This window comes from Kitasatospora sp. NPDC093806 (genome assembly GCF_040683335.1).
Taxonomy (GTDB): domain Bacteria; phylum Actinomycetota; class Actinomycetes; order Streptomycetales; family Streptomycetaceae; genus Kitasatospora.
Genome location: NZ_JBFBDO010000021.1, coordinates 40,911 through 59,945, shown reverse-complemented (window position 1 = coordinate 59,945; position 19,035 = coordinate 40,911). Strand labels below are relative to the sequence as shown.

At 73.5% G+C, this 19,035-nt stretch carries 14 protein-coding genes; 5 read left to right on the top strand and 9 right to left on the bottom strand.

The genetic code is table 11. The features are described 5' to 3' along the window. The first annotated feature begins 1 nt into the window (after position 1). Positions 2 to 376 carry a toxin Doc gene (locus AB0N76_RS13745; RefSeq protein ID WP_363556556.1) on the top strand — a complete coding sequence of 125 codons (375 nt, stop codon included), beginning with the start codon at positions 2 to 4 and terminating at the stop codon, positions 374 to 376. A 44-nt stretch (positions 377 to 420) separates the two neighbouring features. Here the strand turns inward: AB0N76_RS13745 and AB0N76_RS13740 are convergent, their stop codons facing one another. From AB0N76_RS13740 to AB0N76_RS13710, 7 genes are all read right to left on the bottom strand, one after another. Beyond that, positions 421 to 1,077, bottom strand: coding sequence for a Pr6Pr family membrane protein (locus AB0N76_RS13740; RefSeq protein WP_363556554.1), 657 nt, complete (start codon positions 1,075 to 1,077; stop codon positions 421 to 423). A 183-nt stretch (positions 1,078 to 1,260) separates the two neighbouring features. After that, a complete protein-coding gene (locus tag AB0N76_RS13735) occupies positions 1,261 to 2,001 on the bottom strand; it encodes a response regulator transcription factor (protein ID WP_363556552.1) in 741 nt (246 codons plus the stop codon). Then, positions 1,998 to 3,260 (bottom strand): histidine kinase, encoded by a 1,263-nt coding sequence (locus AB0N76_RS13730; RefSeq protein ID WP_363556550.1) that lies wholly within the window; start codon positions 3,258 to 3,260, stop codon positions 1,998 to 2,000. The genes AB0N76_RS13735 and AB0N76_RS13730 overlap by 4 nt, the downstream gene beginning before the upstream one ends. Before the next feature lie 23 nt (positions 3,261 to 3,283). After that, the gene (locus AB0N76_RS13725) at positions 3,284 to 4,363 is read right to left on the bottom strand and encodes a hypothetical protein (protein WP_363556548.1); all 1,080 of its coding nucleotides are present in this window, start codon (positions 4,361 to 4,363) and stop codon (positions 3,284 to 3,286) included. 109 nt (positions 4,364 to 4,472) lie between these two features. Further along, positions 4,473 to 5,540, bottom strand: coding sequence for a hypothetical protein (locus tag AB0N76_RS13720; RefSeq protein ID WP_363556546.1), 1,068 nt, complete (start codon positions 5,538 to 5,540; stop codon positions 4,473 to 4,475). A 5-nt stretch (positions 5,541 to 5,545) separates the two neighbouring features. After that, entirely contained in the window at positions 5,546 to 7,687 is a 2,142-nt protein-coding gene (locus AB0N76_RS13715; RefSeq protein WP_363556544.1) for a hypothetical protein, read from the bottom strand. Positions 7,688 to 7,752: 65 nt separating this feature from the next. Next, on the bottom strand, positions 7,753 to 8,235 hold the full coding sequence (locus tag AB0N76_RS13710) for a hypothetical protein (protein WP_363556542.1): 483 nt from the start codon (positions 8,233 to 8,235) through the stop codon (positions 7,753 to 7,755). Between the two features lie 250 nt (positions 8,236 to 8,485). Here AB0N76_RS13710 and AB0N76_RS13705 point away from each other — a divergent pair, with 250 nt between their 5' ends. From AB0N76_RS13705 to AB0N76_RS13690, 4 genes are read left to right on the top strand one after another with little or no spacing between them, the layout of a single operon-like run. Then, complete coding sequence (locus tag AB0N76_RS13705) at positions 8,486 to 9,655, top strand: CaiB/BaiF CoA-transferase family protein (RefSeq protein ID WP_363556540.1); 1,170 nt, start codon at positions 8,486 to 8,488, stop codon at positions 9,653 to 9,655. A 30-nt stretch (positions 9,656 to 9,685) separates the two neighbouring features. Further along, the gene (locus AB0N76_RS13700; RefSeq protein WP_363556538.1) at positions 9,686 to 10,828 is read left to right on the top strand and encodes an acyl-CoA dehydrogenase family protein; all 1,143 of its coding nucleotides are present in this window, start codon (positions 9,686 to 9,688) and stop codon (positions 10,826 to 10,828) included. A gap of 47 nt (positions 10,829 to 10,875) precedes the next feature. Continuing rightward, the gene (locus AB0N76_RS13695) at positions 10,876 to 12,090 is read left to right on the top strand and encodes an acetyl-CoA C-acetyltransferase (RefSeq protein WP_363556536.1); all 1,215 of its coding nucleotides are present in this window, start codon (positions 10,876 to 10,878) and stop codon (positions 12,088 to 12,090) included. 40 nt (positions 12,091 to 12,130) lie between these two features. Next, entirely contained in the window at positions 12,131 to 14,311 is a 2,181-nt protein-coding gene (locus tag AB0N76_RS13690) for a 3-hydroxyacyl-CoA dehydrogenase NAD-binding domain-containing protein (RefSeq protein ID WP_363556534.1), read from the top strand. A gap of 15 nt (positions 14,312 to 14,326) precedes the next feature. Here the strand turns inward: AB0N76_RS13690 and AB0N76_RS13685 are convergent, their stop codons facing one another. Beyond that, a complete protein-coding gene (locus tag AB0N76_RS13685; RefSeq protein ID WP_363556532.1) occupies positions 14,327 to 15,070 on the bottom strand; it encodes a MerR family transcriptional regulator in 744 nt (247 codons plus the stop codon). Between the two features lie 147 nt (positions 15,071 to 15,217). Next, the gene (locus tag AB0N76_RS13680; RefSeq protein WP_363556530.1) at positions 15,218 to 19,033 is read right to left on the bottom strand and encodes an AAA domain-containing protein; all 3,816 of its coding nucleotides are present in this window, start codon (positions 19,031 to 19,033) and stop codon (positions 15,218 to 15,220) included. Positions 19,034 to 19,035 lie beyond the last annotated feature (2 nt).

The following is a 19,035-nucleotide window of genomic DNA, read 5'->3' as shown; positions in this document are numbered from 1 at the left end:
GTTGACGCTGCTGCGCGTCGATCTGCGCTGGCTGCTCGACGTCCAGGAACAGGCCTCGCCCGAGGACCTCAGTGTGCGGGACTACTCGGCCCTGCAGGCGGCCGTGGCCCGGCACCGGGTGAACACCGCGCAGCTCGGCCACGACGCCGATCCGGCCTGGTGCGCGGCCACCCTGATGCACACCATCGTGCTGCTGCGGCCGCTGCCGGTGCGCAACAACCTCTACGCCTGCATGACCACGGCGGCGTACATGCACGCCGCCGGGGAGGGCGTCGACCCGCCGTACGGGGCGCTGGTGGAGCTGGCCCGGGACGTCGCCGAGGGACGGGCGGACGTGTTCGCGGCGGCCGACCGGATCCGTGCCTGGCGGATCTGAGCCCGGCGGATCCGAGTCGGCCGCCGCGGGGGCGGGGGAGGGGGTCAGACCTCGGCGGGGGCGTCCCGGCGAAGCTTGCCGGCGATCAGGGTGCCCAGCCGGTCCAGGCCGACCACGGCGGCGGCCAGCACCGTGAACTCGACCGTCAGCAGGGCGATCTGGCCCCAGACGTAGCCGTACCCCTCGGTCGTCGGGTCGAAGAAGAAGTAGGGGTACGGCAGCGGGTAGTTCGAGAACAGCGCGTTGCGGGTCAGCACGATCGCGGCGTAGCCGAGCGGGAACGCCAGCCAGAGCGGGATGTCCCGCCAGGCGGAGGCGTTGCGCGGCTTGAACACCAGCCAGTCGACGATCACCAGCACCGGCGTCACGTAGTGCACGAAGAACGACGACCAGTGCTGGAGCTTGTCCGGCCCGTCGAACAGGCCGGGCAGCGGGCTGGCGCCGTGCTGCAGCACGACGTGCGAGACCAGGCCGGTGATCAGGATGTACAGCGTGGCGGCGCCGCGCAGCCGGGGCGCGGGGGCGTCGGTGGTGCCGCGCTTGACCATCCAGTAGACCGCGCCGATGAAGTAGCCGAGCACGATCACATTGCTCTGGATGGTGAAGTACACCAGGGGCGAGGTCTGCAGGGTCAGGCCGATGAACGCGGAGAGCACGATGCCGGCGCGCCACCAGAGCGCCGGGCTGGTCCGGACTGTCATACGGCCACCAGGTTCGTTTCAGGCGATACGGGAGGTATCGGACGGTCGGGGGGAAGATCGCACTCTACCCGCCGGTAGTGGTGGGATGAAAGAAACGTTCCGTCAACCTTCCGGACACCTTGCGTCAGCCCGGCCCCGCCTGCCCTGCCCGGCCCTGCCCTGCTCAGCCCGGCCCCGCCCTGCTCAGCCCGGCAGGACGAACCCCGACTCGTACGCGGTGATCACCGCCTGGGTGCGGTCCCGCGCGCCCAGCTTGGCGAGCACGCTGCCCACGTGCGTCTTCACCGTCTCCTGGCTGACCACGAGCTTCGCCGCGATCTCCGCGTTGTTGAGCCCGGCCGCCATCAGCCGCAGCACCTGGCCCTCCCGCTCGGTGAGCCGCCCGACCGGCCCCTGCGCCCGGCCGCCGTCCCGGCTCCCGTCCCGGCCCCCGGAAGCCCCGCCGGACGAGCCGTAGCGCAACGCCAGCTCGCGCACGGCCGCCGGGAACAGCAGCGAGTCGCCGCGCGCGATCAGCCGCACCGCCTGCACCATCTCCTCCGCCCGGGCCCGCTTCAGCAGGAACCCGGCCGCCCCCGCCCGCAGCGCGTCGTACACGTGGTCGTCGTGCTCGAAGGTGGTGACCACCAGGATCCGGGGCGGCTCCGCCATCCCGCCGACCAGCTGCTCGGTGGCCCGGATGCCGTCGATGCCGGGCATCCGGACGTCCATCAGCACCACGTCCGGCCGCAGCTCGCGCACCAGCGGGACGACCTCGGCGCCGTCGGCGGCCTCGCCGACCACGGTGAGGTCCGGTTCGGCGTCGATCACCACCCGCAGGCCCATCCGGACCAGCCGCTCGTCGTCGGCGATCACCACCCGCACCGGCGCGTCCGCGGACCCACCCGGCGCTCCGACTCCGCCCGACCCGTTCGACCCGTTCATCCTTGCTCTCCTCCCACCGGCAGCCAGACGGCCAGCCGCCACGTCGTCCCGTCGTCCGCCGGCCCGGCCTCGCAGCCGCCGCGCAGCGCCGCCGCGCGTTCGCCGATCCCGCGCAGCCCCCGCCCGCCGCCGGGGCGGCTGGGCCGGGCCGGGCCGAGCGGGTTGGTCAGTTCGATCTCCAGCCGTCCGCCGGCCGGCCCGACCCGCAGCCGGGCCGGCGCGGGCCCGGCGTGCCGCAGCACATTGGTGAGGCCCTCCTGGACGATCCGGTACGCCTCGCGGGAGAACGCGGCCGGCAGCCGGTCCAGGCCGGGGGCCAGCTCGGCGTCCACCGCCACCCCGGTCCGGGCCAGCTGGCGCAGCAGGTCGTCCAGTCCGGCCAGGGTCGGCCCGGCGACGGTCGACTCGGCCTGCTCCTCCTCGCGCAGCAGGCCCAGCACCGCGTCCAGTTCGGCGACGGCGCCGCGCGCGGTCTCCTCGATGGCGGCCAGCGCCTCGGCGGCGAACTCCGGGTCGGACCGCAGCACCCGGGCCGCCGCCGAGGCCTGGATGCCGACCGCGCTCAGCGCGTGGCCGACCGAGTCGTGCAGTTCGCGGGCCAGCCGGTTGCGCTGGGCGAGGACGGCGGCCCGCCGTTCGGCGACGGCCAGCCGCTCGTCCGGGGTCGGGCCGAGCAGCACCGGCGCCCAGCGGGCCAACAGCGCGCCGAGACCGGCGCTGGTGCCGACGATCAGCGCGAGCAGGGCGAGGCCCAGCAGCGGACCGGGCAGCCAGCCGGGGATGCCGCGGTCCTCCCAGTACCGCACCAACTCGGCCAGGCCGGTCGGCCGGAGGATCAGCAGCGCCGCGAACGGTGTCCCGGCCAGCGTCATCCCGCTGACCACACCGCCGAACAGCAGGTGCAGCACGTACCAGCCGGCGGTCCGCCGCCGGGCCGCCCAGGACCGGGCCGGACCGGTGGCCACCTCCTCTGCTCGCTCCGGCGCGCACAGCGCCCGGGCGGCCGCACCCTCCAGCGCCCGGACGGTCGGCACCAGCGCGGTGACGGCGGCCATCGGCAGCGAGGTGCCGAGCGCGGCGAGCTGGAGCATCAGCTGGGTCAGCGGCGGGTGGTCGCGGTTCAGGCTGCCGAGGGCGACGGCCGAGAGCAGCCAGTACGGCATCAGCAGCGCGCCGCCGAGGACGAGGTGCACCCAGCGCAGCCGCGCCCGCCGTCCGACCAGCGCGCCCACCGCGCGCCGTACCGCCGTCCCACTCATGTCCGTGGCCCCCGCCCCCATGATCACTGAGCAGACTCTACGTCAGCACGCCCGGCGGGGGCCGCGGTCACGAGGTCCCAGGCGGTGTCCGGAACGGTGGCGGCGGTGGCCGCCGCAGCCGAGGCCCGCTCGACCAGCGCGACCGCACCCACCGCCAGCACCAGCAGCCCGGTGAGCACCTGCACCGACTCCACCAGCGGGAGCAGCCCGGGCACGGCCCGGCGCAGATCGGCCACGTCGGTGGTCGTCCCGAACGCCACCAACTGCCACGACCCCCAGCCGAACAGCGATCCGGCCGCCGTCCACACCACCGCCAGCGGCCCGCGCACCCGCCACCCCGGCCGGGCGCGGAACACCAGCACCAGCAGCGCCGCCACCGCGGCCACCGCCATCACCGCCGTCACCACGTCCATGACGGCCACGCCCCGGCCGCGGTGCTCCCGCCACTCCAGCGGCAGCCCGGCCGTCCCGCCGCCCGCCCAGTACAGCCGGGCCGTCGCCACCCCGGCCGCGAGCAGCGCGGCCACCCCGGCGAAGGCCCGCTGGACGGTGAGCGTGGGGGAGCCGGGCAGGTCGCCGATCCGTTCGCGCAGCAGTCCGGCCCAGCGCTGCCGGGCGTACAGCAGGAACCCGGTGATCAGCGCCAGCCCCTGGATCGAGAACCCGCCGTACACCAGGGGGAACACCCAGTCGTCCAGCCCGCCGGCCGGGTCGGCCGGGACGTTCTGCTCCGGGCCGAGCACCAGGGTGACGAGCAGGAACAGCGGCATGGCGACCAGGATGGTGCCGAGCAGCCCGGTCGCCACCCACATCGGGAAGGCCAGCAGCCCGGCGGGCGCCCGCCGCCCCCACGGCCGGACGAAGGCGAGCGCGAGGAGCACGGCGATGGCGTCCATGCCGAAGGTCAGCAGGTTGACCAGCCACAGGTCGTCCATGGCTTCGGGGTCCCCGGCCCCGACCGGGTGGCCGGTGAGCCAGAGCAGCTTGAGGGTGAGATAGGGCAGGGTCGCGGCGACGGCCAGACCGGCAGTCACGGCCCGCAGCCGGCCGACCGGAGCGGCGGCGGCCGGGGCCGCCGGGGTGAGCGAGAGTGTCGAGGTCATGCCCCCACGCTCCCGCGCACCCGCCCGCCCGCACGTCCTCCGCAGACCGGATCCGCCTCCCCCGCCGGGGGGATCCGGCGGGGGGAGGCGCAGTCCCGGGGGAGGACCGCTACGGCACGATCGGCTCGCAACCGATCGCCGCACCACCGGCGGCGAGGAACTGCGTCCAGAGCGCCTTGTCGTCCTGGAACACCTTGTCCCGGCCCGTCGACGCGACCAGCTCGGACTCCAGGTGGAAGTACGTCGGCTTCCCCTGGCAATCGGCGACCACGGTGTCCCGCCCGAACCAGGTCGACCGCCCGTAGGCCTGCCCACCGCGCCCGGGCGGCTGCGGGCCCATGACCCGCGGGTCCGTGGTGATCCCGAAGGACACGAGCACGTCGTCGCCCCAGGTCCGGCCGAGCTCGCAGGACCAGACCGGGGCGAGCGCGCCGGAGGACCGCTGCCGCAGTTCGTCGCGGACGGCCTCGTTCCGCACCGGGGCGAAGCCGGGGAGGCCACACACCTTCGCCGGGTCCACCGGCTGCTCCGCGCCCGCCGGGGACAGCTCCTTCGGGCCGGTGAGCGCCCCGGTCCCGCAGTTGCGCGCCTTGGCGGCCCGGTCGGCGTACGCGACGGCGAGCCGGGCGAGCTCCGTGGACCGGTCGCCGTCCGGCTTCTTCCCGTCGAGCCCGACCGCCGTCCGCAGCCCGGTGGGGCAGCCCTCGGGGAGGAGCGCCCAGGCGCCGGACCCGGTCACCGCGCCGGCCGTGCCGCCGCCGGAGAACAGGCGCGCCGTCGGCGGGGTCCGGGGGCCGGTGCCGGTGTCCATGACGGTCTTGAAGGAGATGTTCCGCTCGGACGTGCCGAACAGCCCGTACCGGACCGTCGCGACGCAGGAGCCGGCCGGGTCGACGGCGGTCGGCGAGTACCCGGCGGACTTGTCCTCGCTGATCCGCCCCGGCCCGAGGGCGTCGTGCACGGCGTCGGCGGTCGCCGCGCCGCCGCACACGGTGTCCGGCCCGAACGCGTTGGTCAGGTTGTACAGCAGGACCCCGGACGCCCCGGCCGCGATCGCCAGCAGCACCCCCGCCGCCCGCAGCCGCAGCCCCCGGGTGGTGAACCCGCGCCGGCTGAGCGCCTCGTCGGCCCGCTCCAGCGGACCGGGACCGTCGTGTTCCGTCGTCGTTCCCCTCATCCCCGTCACCCCCGGCCCAGCGTGGAGCGGTAGGCCTGGTCGATCGAGGTGTTGTAGTACACCTTGGTCTCGTCCCGGAGCTGCTTGGGGATGCCGCAGTCGGCGTCCAGGTCGCCGGTGTAGCCGGTCTGGAGCGCCCGTTCGTCGATCATCGCCATCAGTTGCTCCCGGCCCACCGAGAACCGCGTGCTGAGGTCGCCCTGGACGGCGGTGTCGATGCCGCCGTTGGCGCCTTCGAGCCACTTGGAGGTCCCGACGTCGACCAGCCGCTGCCCGATGTCGCCGAGCGGCTGGGTGATCATGTTCACCGGGGTGCCGATCACGTGGTAGGCCATCTTGGCCTTCCAGGCGTTCTCGGCCTTGTCCGCGTCGGCGTGGTCCATCACGCTGTCGGCGTAGATCGCGTCCAGCGCGCCGAGGGCGCCGGCGGCGTTGTGGACGACGCTGGTGTAGGTGGCGTTCGGCCGGCCGGTGGCGTCGGGGGTGAACGCGCCGGGCCCGAAGGCGTCGAGCTGACGGGCGACCTCGCGGGTCTCGGCCTGGTGGATGATCGCGAAGGACGCCGGATCCTCCAGCGTGCCGCGCGCGACGCGGAGCAGCTGGTCGCGGCTGACGGTGAGGCCGTCGGGCTTGGACGGGCCGTGCAGCTCCTTGCCGAGGATCTCGTGCACGTCCGGCGCATAGTCGGCGATCATCTCGGCGAACGGGTGGCGGAGTCCGGCCGGCAGGTCGTTCTCGCCTCCGGCCTTGCCGCCGCCGAAGGCCTTGAGGGTCTGGTCCATGATCCGGGCCGTCGCCGGGTCGTGCGGGTGCGCCGCCGGCTGGGCGCCGTGCGGGTCGCGGCCGGTGGTGGCGGCCTGGAGGGCGTCACCGAGGGCGCCGCGCGAGGTGTCCCGGGCGAGCGCGTCGGGCTGCTTCTGCTCGTAGCCCTGGTTGGGCCAGGCGCGGTCCTTGAGCAGGTAGTCGAGGTTCTTTCCGGCGGCCGGGTCGAAGAACTCCTTCGCCGCCTCGGGATTGCGGCTCAGCGCCTTCATCAGGCCGCGCACCGGGTCGCCCTGGCGTCCGGTGACGGCGGTGAAGTCGGGGCTCCAGAGCTCCTCGCCCTTGAGCTTGCTGCCGCGTTCGTAGTCGACCAGGTCGGCGCCGACCTTCTTGAGGAACGGCTTGTCGAAATCGCCGCCGGTGCCCATGAGTTCGGTGAGCGCACGGTAGTTGTCGTTGTACCCGGCGGCCGAACCGCCTGGCCTGCGGGCGGACTTGAGCAGGTCGTCCTCCCAGCGTCCGCCCATGCCACCGTCCTTGGTGGCGGTGGCGAGCACCTGGGCGAGGCTGCCGTAGACGTCCTGGTACTGCTGGGCGTTGCGGTTGCCGTGGGCGAGGTCGCCGTAGACCTTGGTGTAGTCCAGCAGCGCCTCGGGTCCGCCCTTGCCGCCCGCGTCGAGGCTGTTGAGCAGGCTGGTCGCGAAGTCCTTGGAGCCGGCGCCGGTGGCCATGAGGTCCTGGAGCCGCTTGAGCTCGGCGTCGGAGAGGCTGCCGCCCTTGGCCATGAGGTCGGCGGCGCGCCGGCCGTCGGCCGCGTCGCCGCCCCCGTAGGGCTTGGGATTGAAGGCGGTGGTGCTGGTGCCGATGTCGGTCCGGAGGGCGGTGGCGGCGCGCTGGTCGGCGGCGGCGGCCTTCCGGACGGCCTGGGCGAGGCGGTCGGATATCGCCTGCGCCTTGCCCTTCATCTCGTCGTCGTACTTCTTCACGGCCGCCCCGGCGTCGGGGTCGTTGCGCGAGCCGGGCATCGGCGGCCAGCGGACCTCGCCGTCGGGGGTGACGGTCATGGTCTGGGTCTCGGCGTCGTGGATCGCCGTGTCGAGGTCCTTGCGGGCGGCGGTGAAGTCCTCGGCGGCGTCGCGGATGATCGCGGCGAGGGCCCGGGCGACACCGGCTGCCTGGGTGAAGTCGGTGTCGACGGTCTTGAGGGTGGCGCCGGCCTGGACGGCGGCGGGGCCCTCCCAGCCGGCCCGCTGCGGGGTGCCGGTGAGGTCGCGGCCGACCCGGTTGTCGAGGCCGTCGAGGGCCGTGGCCATCTTCGACCAGGCCTCGGCGGTCTCGGTGACGCCGGCGAAGTCGGCCTCGTGGAGTTCCTTGAAGGACACCATGGTGTTCCCTGTTGCCTTTCTCCGGTGCTCTGGTGCTCCGGTGCTCCGGTGCTCTGGTGCTCCGGTCAGCGGCCGGGCTGGGTGAACCGGCCGGCGGTCGAGGTCTCGTTGGCGTGGTAGGAGCGCTGGGTGGCGTCCAGGTTGTCGGCGGTGCCGGTGAGCTTGTCGTGCAGGCTCTTGCACTGCTGGAGCCAGCGTTCGGTGGAGCCGGTGAGGGCGCCGCCGAAGGCGAAGCCGCGGATCTTCCCGGCGGCGGTGGAGGCGTGCTCGCCGAGGTTGTTGCCGCCCTTGCCGTTGGCCTTGTCGAGGTCGCCGGCGATCTGCCGGGCGATGCCGGCGGAGGCGTTGAGTTCGTACGGACGGTCGAGCCGGGTGCTGACCGAGCCCGGGGCCAGGCCGGGAGTGGGGGACGGGGTGGGGGACGGCTTGGCGTACGGTCCGGCGGCCGGGGCGACGGGCCCAGGGGTCGGCGTCGGCCCGGGGGTCGGCTTGGCGAACGGCGAGCTGCTGGGCGCGACCGGCCCGGTGGTGAACCCTGGGTAGACCATGTGCGGGTGCTCTCTTCCTTCCTCCGGCTCCGACGGGACGTCAGGATCCCTCCCGCCGGGGACGACCGTACCCGGCCGTCCGTTGGTGTACCGACGCACCCTGTGTGGTCGGGGTTGCACGGAGTGCGTCAAGGAATCGTCAAGCCTGGCGTCGAGAGGGGAAGGCCTTGTTACCGGCGGGTCGCTTCCCTATCATCGCGAGTGTGACAGCTTTACTGTCAGACCTGATCTCGAAGGGGCAGCGGCGGTCGTGCACGACAGCGGAGTAAGCGGGAGTGGCGGGCCGCTGGCCGGGGTCCGGGTGCTGGAGCTCGCCGGGATCGGGCCGGGGCCGTTCGCCGGCATGCTGCTCGGCGACCTCGGGGCCGACGTGGTCCGGGTGGACCGGCCCGAGCCCTCGCTGCTCGCCATCGACCCGGCCTACGACGTCGCCAACCGCAACAAGCGCTCGGTGGTCGTCGACCTCAAGTCCCCCGACGGGCCCGCCCGGGTGCTCGACCTGGCGGCCCGGGCCGACCTGCTGATCGAGGGGTACCGGCCCGGCGTCGCCGAGCGCCTCGGCATCGGTCCGCAGGCCTGTCTGGCCCGCAATCCCGCGCTGGTCTACGGTCGGATGACCGGCTGGGGGCAGGACGGGCCGCTGGCCGCCCGGGCCGGGCACGACATCGGGTACACGGCGGTGGCCGGCGCGCTCGGCCTGGTCGCCGCCAGCGGCGCCGGAGGTGCGGACGGGGCCCCCGAGGCGCCGCCCGCCGTCCCCGCCAACCTGCTCGGGGACTACGCCGGCGGCTCGCTCTACCTGGTCGTCGGCCTGCTCGCCGCCCTCCACCACGCCCGCGCCACCGGCACCGGCCAGGTCGTCGACGCCGCCATCGTCGACGGCGCCGCCCACCTCACCGCCGTCCTCCAGGGCCTGCTGGCCGGCGGGCGCTGGCAGGACCGGCGCGGCGTCAACCTGCTCGACGGCGGCGCGCCGTTCTACGCCGTCTACCCGGCCGCGGACGGCGGCCACCTCGCGGTCGGCGCGCTGGAGCCGCAGTTCTACGCCGAGTTCGCCCGGCTGCTGGAACTCGGCCCGGACGCCCCCGGGCAGTGGGACACCGCCCGCTGGCCCGAACTGCGGGCCCTGATCGCCACCCGCTTCGCCACCCGCCCCCGGGCCGCCTGGGAGAAGGTCTTCGCCGGCTCCGACGCCTGCGTGGAACCCGTCCTGACGATGCGTCAGGCACATGCGCACGAGCACCTGGTGGCCCGGTCGACCTACGTCGAGGTGGACGGCGTCACCCAGCCCGCCCCCGCCCCGCGGTTCTCCGCCACCCCCGGCGCGCTGCGCCGTCCGCCGTCCCCGCCCGGCGCCGACACCGCCGAGGTCGCCCGCGACTGGGGCGTGCCCGCGCTGGACGCACCGCCGACCGCCTGAACCCCCTCACCCCCCAAGGAGCCAGCCGCCGTGCAACGCGACCTCTTCACCGACGAGCACGAGGACTTCCGGGCCACCGTCCGGGCCTTCCTCGCCAAGGAGGTGCTGCCGCACTACGACCGGTGGGAGAAGGCCGGCATCGTCGACCGCGAGGCCTGGACGGCCGCCGGGCGGCAGGGCCTGCTCGGCCTCGCCGTCCCCGAGGAGTACGGCGGCGGGGGCGTCGCCGACTTCCGCTACGCCGCCGTGCTGGCCGAGGAGTTCGCCCGGGCCGGCGCCTCCGGCCTGGCGATCGGACTGCACAACGACATCATCGGACCCTACCTCACCTCGCTCGCCACCGAGGAGCAGAAGCGCCGCTGGCTGCCCGGCTTCTGCACCGGCGAGCTGATCACCGCGATCGCGATGACCGAGCCCGGCACCGGCTCGGACCTCCAGGGCATCCGCACCCAGGCCGTCGACCAGGGCGACCACTACCTGCTCAACGGCGCCAAGACCTTCATCTCCAACGGCATCCTGGCCGACCTCGTCGTGGTGGTCGCCCGGACCACCCCCGAGGGCGGCGCGCACGGCCTGAGCCTGCTGGTGGTCGAGCGCGGCATGCCCGGCTTCGAGCGCGGCCGCAACCTCGACAAGATCGGCCAGAAGGCCCAGGACACCGCCGAGTTGTTCTTCCAGGACGTCCGCGTCCCCAAGGAGAACCTGCTCGGCGGGCTCGACCAGGGCTTCGTCCACCTGATGCAGAACCTCGCCCAGGAGCGCCTGACCATCGCGGCCGCCGCGATCGCCGGGGCCGAGTACCTGGTCGAGATCACCACCGAGTACGTCAAGCAGCGCGAGGCGTTCGGCCGGCCGCTGGCCAAGCTCCAGCACGTCCGCTTCGAGATCGCCGAACTGGCCACCGAGTGCGCGGTCACCCGCGCCTTCGTCGACCGCTGCATCGCCGAGCACAACCGTTACGCGCTCACCCCGGCGGACGCCTCGATGGCCAAGTGGTGGGCCACCGAACTGCAGAAGCGCACCGCCGACCGTTGCCTCCAACTCCACGGCGGGTACGGGTACATGAGCGAGTACCCGGTCGCCCGCGCGTTCACCGACGGGCGGATCCAGACCATCTACGGCGGCACCACCGAGATCATGAAGGAGATCGTCGGCCGCTCCATCCTCGGCTGACCTTCCCCCGCTCCCTCCCCACCCCCTTGCCCCGAAAGGCTCCCACCGTGACCACCGAAGCGTACGTCTACGACGCGATCCGCACCCCGCGCGGCCGGGGCAAGGCCTCCGGCTCGCTGCACGGCACCAAGCCGATCGACTTGGTCGTCGGCCTGATCCAGGAACTGCGCCGCCGCTTCCCCGGGTTGGACCCGGCGGCGATCGACGACATCGTGCTCGGCGTGGTCAGCCCGCTCGGCGACCAGGGCTCCGACATCGCCCGGGTCGCCGCGATGGCGGCCGGCCTGCCCGACTCGGTGGCCGGCGTCCAGCAGAACCGCTTCTGCGCCTCCGGCCTGGAGGCCGTCAACACGGCCGCCGCCAAGGTCCGTTCGGGCTGGGAGGACCTCGTGCTGGCCGGCGGTGTCGAGTCGATGTCCCGGGTCAAGATGGGTTCCGACGGCGGCGCCTGGTTCAACGACCCGATGACCTCCTACGAGACCGGCTTCGTCCCGCAGGGCATCAGCGCCGACCTGATCGCCACCGTCGAGGGCTTCTCCCGCACCGACGTCGACGCCTTCGCCGCCGAGTCCCAGGCCCGCGCCGCCAAGGCCCAGGCCGACGGTCTCTTCGACCGCTCGGTCGTGCCGGTCCTCGACCGCAACGGCCTGGTCGTGCTGGACCGCGACGAGTTCATCCGCCCCGGCACCACCGTCGAGACGCTGGCCGCCCTCAAGCCCTCCTTCGCCGGCATCGGGGAGGCCGGCGGCTTCGACGCCGTCGCCCTGCAGAAGTACCACTGGGTGGAGGCCATCGACCACGTCCACCACGCCGGCAACTCCTCCGGCATCGTGGACGGCGCCGCCCTGATCGCCATCGGCAACCGCGAGGTCGGCGAGCGCTACGGGCTGCGGCCGCGCGCCCGGATCGTCTCCGCCGCCGTCTCCGGCTCCGAGCCCACCATGATGCTCACCGGCCCCGCCCCCGCCAGCCGCAAGGCGCTCGCCAAGGCCGGGCTGACCGCCGACGACATCGACCTGGTCGAGATCAACGAGGCCTTCGCCGCCGTCGCCCTGCGCTACATCCGCGACATGGGCTTCTCGCCCGAGCAGGTCAACGTCAACGGCGGGGCGATCGCCCTCGGCCACCCGCTGGGCGCCACCGGCGCGATGATCCTCGGCACCCTGCTCGACGAGCTGGAGCGCCGCGACCTGCGCTACGGCCTCGCCACCCTGTGCGTGGGCGGCGGCATGGGCATCGCCACCGTCATCGAGCGCATCTGACCCCGTCCACCCTCCTTCCCTCTCCGGAGAACCCCACCCCATGAGCGACTTCACCACCATCCGCTGGGAGCAGGACCAGGACGGCGTGGTCACCCTCGTCCTCGACGACCCCACCCAGTCCGTCAACACCATGAACGAGGCCTTCACGGCCGACTTCGAGGCCGCCGTCGCCCGCCTCGCCGCCCTCGGCGCCTCGGGCGAGCTGCGCGGCGTCGTCGTCACCTCCGCCAAGAAGACCTTCTTCGCCGGCGGCGACCTCAGGATGCTCTCCGCCGCCCGCCCGGAGGACGCCGCCGCCGTCTTCGAGAAGTCGATGCGGATCAAGCGCGCCCTGCGCACCCTGGAGACGCTCGGCAAGCCGGTGGTCGCCGCGGTCAACGGCAGCGCGCTCGGCGGCGGCCTGGAGCTGGCCCTCGCCTGCCACCACCGGATCGCCCTGAACACCGGGGCCAGCCGGATCGGCCTGCCCGAGGTCACCCTCGGCCTGCTCCCCGGCGGCGGCGGGATCGTCCGCACGGTGCGGCTGTTCGGCATCGTCGACGCGCTGCTCAAGGTGCTGCTGGAGGGCCGCCAGTACCGCCCGGCGCAGGCCCTCGAACACGGCCTGGTCCACGAACTCGTCGACACCCCGGAGGAGTTGACCGCCCGGGCGAAGGCCTGGATCGAGGCCAACCCGACCGCCGTCCAGCCCTGGGACGTCAAGGGGTACAAGATCCCCGGCGGCACCCCCAGCAACCCCTCCTTCGCCGCCAACCTGCCCGCCTTCCCGGCCAACCTGCGCAAGCAGCTGGCCGGCGCCCCCTACCCGGCCCCGCGCAACGTGCTGGCCGCCGCCGTCGAGAGCGCCCAGGTGGACGTCGACACGGCGATGGAGGTCGAGGCCCGCTACTTCACCGAGCTGGCCTGCGGGCAGATCAGCAAGAACATGATCCAGGCCCTGTTCTTCGACCTCCAGGCGGTCAACTCCGGTGCCGGACGCCCGGCTTCGATCGAGAAGCGGACCGTCCGCAAGGTCGCCGTGCTCGGCGCCGGCATGATGGGCGCCGGGATCGCCTACACCTGCGCCAAGGCCGGCATCGAGGTGCTGCTCAAGGACGTCACCGTGGAGGCCGCCGAACGCGGCAAGGCCTACTCCGCGGGCCTGCTGGCCAAGGCCGTCGCCCGCGGCCGCAGCACCGAGGCACAGCGCGACGAACTGCTCGCCCGGATCACCCCCACCGCCGAGGCCGCCGACCTGGCCGGCTGCGACGCGGTGATCGAGGCGGTCTTCGAGAACCCCGAGCTCAAGCACAAGGTGTTCCAGGAGATCGAGGGCGTGGTCGCGCCGGACGCGCTGCTCTGCTCCAACACCTCCACCCTGCCGATCGGCCTGCTCGCCGAGGGCGTCCAGCGCACCGCCGACTTCATCGGCCTGCACTTCTTCTCGCCGGTCGACAAGATGCGGCTGGTCGAGATCATCCGCGGTCCGCAGACCGGTGACGAGGCGCTGGCCCGTGCCTTCGACCTGGTCCGGCAGATCGACCGGACCCCGATCGTGGTCAACGACTCGCGCGGCTTCTTCACCTCCCGGGTGATCGGCCAGTTCATCAACGAGGGCGTCGCCATGATCGGCGAGGGCGTCGAGCCGGCCAGCGTGGAGCAGGCCGCCGCCCAGGCCGGCTACCCCGCCAAGGTGCTCTCGCTGCTCGACGAGCTGACCCTCACCCTGCCCCGCAGGATCCGCGACGAGTACCGGCGCGCCGTCGAGGCCACCGGCGGCGAGTGGACCGCGCACCCGGCGGACGCGGTGGTGGACCGGATGGTCGACGAGTTCGGCCGCCCCGGCCGCAGCGGCGGCGCGGGCTTCTACGAGTACGACGAGGACGGCAGGCGCGGCCGCCTCTGGCCGGGCCTGCGCGAGCACTTCACCCGCCCCGAGGGCCGGGAGATCCCGTTCGAGGACCTCAAGGAGCGGATGCTGTTCAGCGAGGCCCTGGACTCGGTCCGCTGCCTGGAGGAGGGCGTGCTCACCTCCGTCGCGGACGCCAACGTCGGCTCCATCCTGGGCATCGGGTTCCCGGCCTGGACCGGCGGGGTGCTCCAGTACGTCAACGGCTACCCGGGCGGCCCGGCCGGCTTCGCGGCGCGCGCCCGCGAACTCGCCGCCGCGTACGGCGAGCGCTTCGCCCCGCCGGCCCTGCTTGAGCGGATCGCCGCCGAGGGGCGCACCTTCACCGACTGACGCACCAGCGGTTCGCTAGACGGGCGAGGCCGTCGGATCACCCTCCGCGGCCTCGCCCTTTCCGTCCCCCAGCTCCTCCCGCAAGGACTTCTGAAACGCCGTCACCAGTGCCTGCGCCACCATCGGTTGGATGTGATCGGTGAGCGCCTTCATCCGCTCCACCTCGTCCGGCGCCGGCTCGCTCTCCCGGTACGGCTTCCACACCGTCTCCCGGAACAGCCGCTGCAACTCCCGCGCGGTCGCCCGGCTGTGCTCCACCACCACCGCCCGCGCCGCCACCAGCGTCTCCAGCGGGATCGGCACGTCCAGGATCCGCACCCCCAGCGGCAGCAGCCCCGGATCCACCCGGAACACCTCCGGGTCCGCCGTCCGCTCCAGCGCCCCCATCGCGACCAGCCGGTCCACCTGCTCCTCCGACAGCCGCCGCCCGGCCCGCCGCTCCACCTGCCCCCGGTCCGCCTCCTCCGGCACCTCCGGCGTCCACGCCGCCACCAGCGCCCGGTGGATCGCCAGGTCCAGCGGCGTGGAGTCCTGCGGCAGCCGCGCCAGGTACCGCTCGATCGCGGCCAGCGTCAGCCCCTGCCGCTGCAACTCCTCGATCAGCCCCAGCCGGTCCAGGTGCTCCGCCCCGTACCACCCCACCCGCCGCGCCCCCAGCACCGGCGGCGGCAGCAGCCCCTTGGTCCCGTAGAACCGCACCGTCCGCACCGTCACCCCCGCCCGCGCCGCCAACTCGTCCACCGTCAGCCGCACCTCCACCCCCGCCTCCCAACCCTCGCACCACCGCCACTGTGACACCACCAGTGTGACACCACTGTCCCACCGGGGTCATCGAGTGGCCGTGGCGAACACCCGCCCTGTCGGGGCGCCGCCCGAAGCGGCACCCCGGCAGGGCGGGTGAGCGGATCAAGCCCTGAGCGGATCCCCGGCGTGGTCGGCCGCGAGGATTCGCCAGGCGGGAATGCGAAGCGCGTCGGTGATGGGGCCGGCGAACGGTCCGGACGTCGCCGCACGCAGGCCGGGGAGGAGGTCTGCCGCGGCCTGACGGAGGCGGAGCTGTCGCGCCGGGTCCTCATCCGGCTCCGGTCCGCGGTCGATGAGCAGCGCGGTGATCCCCCGGTCGGTGGCGAGGAGGAAATCGCATGCGTGGCCCTCGACGCGAACCTCGCGCTGGATCTGCCGGTGACCGGTGGCGAGCAGCAGCGCGTGCAGGCCGTCGCCGAGCGGATCGCCGCCCTCGGTGCCCAGCGGGGTGGCAGGCGGGTCCGCTGCCGCGCGCGCGGCCAACCCGGCGGCCATTCCCCCTTGTTGGGACCAGAACGCCCGGTCGCCGACGGTGATCAGCTGGGCCTTGGCCCGGGTGATGGCCACGTTCCAGAGGCGCGCCTCGTTGCGCAGCCAGTTGACGGTGGTCCGCGGTGAGTCGGCGTTGGCGACCAGGCTCAGGATGATGACGTCGCACTCGCCTCCTTGGAAGGCGTGCACCGTACCGACCTTGACGGGGGACCCGTCGAAGCGCCGTTGGAGCTGCTTTCGCTGTTCCTTGAACGGGGTGATGATGCCGATCCGGGTGTCCTCGGAGTGCGTGGCCTGCAGCTCGGCCACGATCTCGATCACCTTTCGCAGCTCGGTGGAGTTCTTCCAGGATCCGTTCGGACCAGGCAGGGGCTGGCTGTTCGGCACGTCGATCCAGCGCAGCGGGGCCGCCGGTGCGGAACCCGCGCGCCGGAGGGTGCGGACATCGGTGAGCACGCGCAGCCGGCCGCCGTAGCAGGCCCGGTTGGGAAGGTCGACGATGTCCGGGTGGCACCGGTAGTGCTCGTCGAGCAGGATCGGTCCGCCGTGCGCGTGGGCGGCCGCGTCGTACGCGGAGGAGGTGCTGTAGCCGAGCCGGCGCTCCTCCAGCCAGGAGGCGGTGAGCCCGGCACCGGCGCGGGCGGACCGGTCGGTCCCGTGCGGGATCTTGCTGATCTGCCCGAGCTGGGCCGGGTCGCCGATGATGAGGGCGCGTTCGGCGCGGAACAGCATCGGCAGGACGGACGGGATCGCGCACTGGCTGGCCTCGTCGACGATGACCAGGTCGAAGTGGGCCGCGGTCAGGTCGAGCTGTTGGACGGAATGGGTGGTGATGGCCCAGCCGCCCAGCGCGTCCATGAGCTCGCGCTGGGTCCGCCGAAGATCGGTGCCCCGCTGGAGTGCACCGAGCCGGGCCTGTAGCTGCGGTCGGGCGTGCCGGATCCGGGTGGCGATGGTCGAGCGCATCAGCCGTGCCGAGGCCTCGGCGGCCCGGGCCTGGGCGGCGGCGAGCCCGGACAAGGCCGCTGTGGTGGCGTTCAGGGGGAAGCGCGGGATCCCGCGCCGCAGCTCCCACTCGGCCGTGGCGGCTTTGGCGAGTACGGCCAGGGTGGTCGCGCCGTCGGCGGGATCGCTCAGGCGCGAGGCAAGTGCCGTCGCGCCCGGCGCGTCCGACCCGAGGCCGGAGAGGAGGGCGGCGCCGGCCCGTCGTCTGCGCCACGGACCGAGCTGCCATGCCCCGGCTCGGGTGGCCTTGTCGGCCCGATCGGCCCAGCGGCGCAGCCGGTCGCCTCCGTCGGTCCAGACGCCGGCCAGCGTGGACGGAGCGACGCCGATCCGGCTCAGCGCCTCGGAGCGGCCGGCTGCCGTGGCGGAGAGGGCCGTCTCGTTCCGGGCGATGTCGGCGAGCCGCGCTCGGGCCGCGGCGACTTCGGCGTGGGCGATGCGCAACTCCCCGGCCGCGGTGGCGGGCGAGCACTCGGGGGCGGAGGTGTGCTGGAGCAGATCGGAGACGGTCTCCGCCTCACGCGCCCGAGCCGTTTGGTTCCCGGTGCGCAGCAGCAGGCCGCTGACCAGGGCGGAGCAGCGGCGCTCGACCTCGTCGACGGCCTGGTTGTTGGTGGACACCACGCAGGTCTTCCAACCGAGTTGGGTCGCGGTCTGGACGAGAGCGGTGACGAGTTGGCTCTTGCCGGTGCCGGCCGGACCGGTGGCGACGGTGAGACGGTCGCGCAGGACGGAGCGGATGACCTCCTCCTGCCGCTCGTTCAGCGGGCCCGCCGACACGATCGGCGCGTCACTGCGGTCGGCGACCGCCTTCGGAGTGGGATGGCGGCTGTCGCGGTGGCGGTCGGAGACCAGTGCGGAGAGTGCCGTCCGCTCTATCTCGTGCGCACGGTCGGAGAGCTTGCGCAGGTTGTCCACGAGTCCGATGGTCATCTTGTCGGCGCCCGTGGAGGTGAGCAGCATCGCGGTGTTGTGGGCGCCCAGCCGGACCTCGCGACGGACGCTGTTCTCTTGGAGGAGCTGCGGATCGAGCGGTTGGATCTCGTCGATGCCGAGGACCTTCAGGAGCTGGCGGATGTTCTGGAGCATCTGGGCGGCGTGGCCGTGTTGCCAGTCCGGCTGCCAGCCGGCGACCAGTTCCGCCTGCTCGTGCGCGTCGAGGAACTCCGCCAGGAGGCCGGGGTGCGGGATCGGCACGCTGGCGGGGCGGAGTATGCGTCGACCCCCTTCGTCGACCGAGAGCTCCAGCTGCTGGATGAGGAGTGGGGCGAGCCGGGTGCCGTCCGCCGTGTTCCTCCGTCCGCCGGGGGCGGGCAGTGTGACGGTCGGGTAGCCGTACCAGATCTCCGTGTTCTGCTCGGTGCCTTCGGAAGGGCCGCGGAGGGCGGAGCCGGGCAGTTGGTCAGGGGCTCCGACGGAGTCGTCGGAGCCCGACTGGAGGAGTTCGGGGTGGCCGCCCAGCAGCAGGTACTTCTCCTGCTGCCCGCGGGACGGCAGCCAGTCGGCGGCCGCCTCCTTGGACATGCAGGCGAGGTAGTACTCGGTGAGCTGGGTCCAGCGGGGGCTGCCGGCCTGTTCCTCGGCCGCCCGCCGCAGGGCCTTGTCGGGGATGCTGGGCGTGCCGACCGCGGGCCGGCCGGCCTGCGGTGGGAGGGTGACGGGCGAGGCGACGCCGCGCGCGAGCCGCAGCGTCTGGGTGGCGGCGAGCATCGACCGGGTGGGCACCTGGCCGTCCGAGGCCCGCAGTTGCTGTGACACGTAGGCGAAGAGGTCGTCCGCGGTGACCCAGTTGCGGTCGGTCATCCGGCCCGTGCGCAGCCCCTCGACGATCTCGCCGGTGAAGCGGGACGTGCCCAGGGTGGATCCCTCGGGAGCCTTGGCGGAGGCCGTCTGACGTGCCCCCGACGCGGTGATCACGTAGACACCGGACGGACGGAGCATCACGCCCTGCTCCTTGGCGGCCTCCGGCCCGCCGGGGCCCTTGGCGGACCACGACTGGACGACGGATCCGCTGTCGCAGCAGTCCAGCAGGACGACCTTGGCGGAGGCCCGGCACTCCTGGAGCTGCTCGTGGAGGAACTCCGCCGCGACGGCGGTGTTGGGCAGGTCCTCGGGGTCGCTGTCCCGGGTGATGAAGTACAGCTGGCCGTCGTCGACGCTGTACTGGCCGTGGCCGCTGAAGTAGAGCAGAGCGGTGTCGGCGCCGGTCCGCTCGGCGAGGAAGTCCTCGACGACACGCTTGAGCTGTGCGGCGGTCGGCTCGGCGGCGATGGTGCAGGGATTGAACATGCCGATGTCGGTGCGCTCCAGGACGGCCTGCATGTAGTGCAGGTCGGCCCGCACCGCGGCGAGGTCCTGGTACTGGGGCGAGTCGTAGCCGCTGACCCCGATGAGGAGGGCGTGCCGGTCGTTGTCCTGCACGG

What these genes read in the sequence shown, in the direction of transcription:
- AB0N76_RS13715 (WP_363556544.1), bottom strand. Translation starts at nt 7,687, where the DNA reads ATGGTGTCCTTCAAGGAACTCCACGAGGCCGACTTCGCCGGCGTCACC.
- AB0N76_RS13690 (WP_363556534.1), top strand. Translation starts at nt 12,131, where the DNA reads ATGAGCGACTTCACCACCATCCGCTGGGAGCAGGACCAGGACGGCGTG.
- AB0N76_RS13720 (WP_363556546.1), bottom strand. Translation starts at nt 5,540, where the DNA reads ATGAGGGGAACGACGACGGAACACGACGGTCCCGGTCCGCTGGAGCGG.
- AB0N76_RS13725 (WP_363556548.1), bottom strand. Translation starts at nt 4,363, where the DNA reads ATGACCTCGACACTCTCGCTCACCCCGGCGGCCCCGGCCGCCGCCGCT.
- AB0N76_RS13730 (WP_363556550.1), bottom strand. Translation starts at nt 3,260, where the DNA reads ATGAGTGGGACGGCGGTACGGCGCGCGGTGGGCGCGCTGGTCGGACGG.
- AB0N76_RS13735 (WP_363556552.1), bottom strand. Translation starts at nt 2,001, where the DNA reads ATGAACGGGTCGAACGGGTCGGGCGGAGTCGGAGCGCCGGGTGGGTCC.
- AB0N76_RS13740 (WP_363556554.1), bottom strand. Translation starts at nt 1,077, where the DNA reads ATGACAGTCCGGACCAGCCCGGCGCTCTGGTGGCGCGCCGGCATCGTG.
- AB0N76_RS13710 (WP_363556542.1), bottom strand. Translation starts at nt 8,235, where the DNA reads ATGGTCTACCCAGGGTTCACCACCGGGCCGGTCGCGCCCAGCAGCTCG.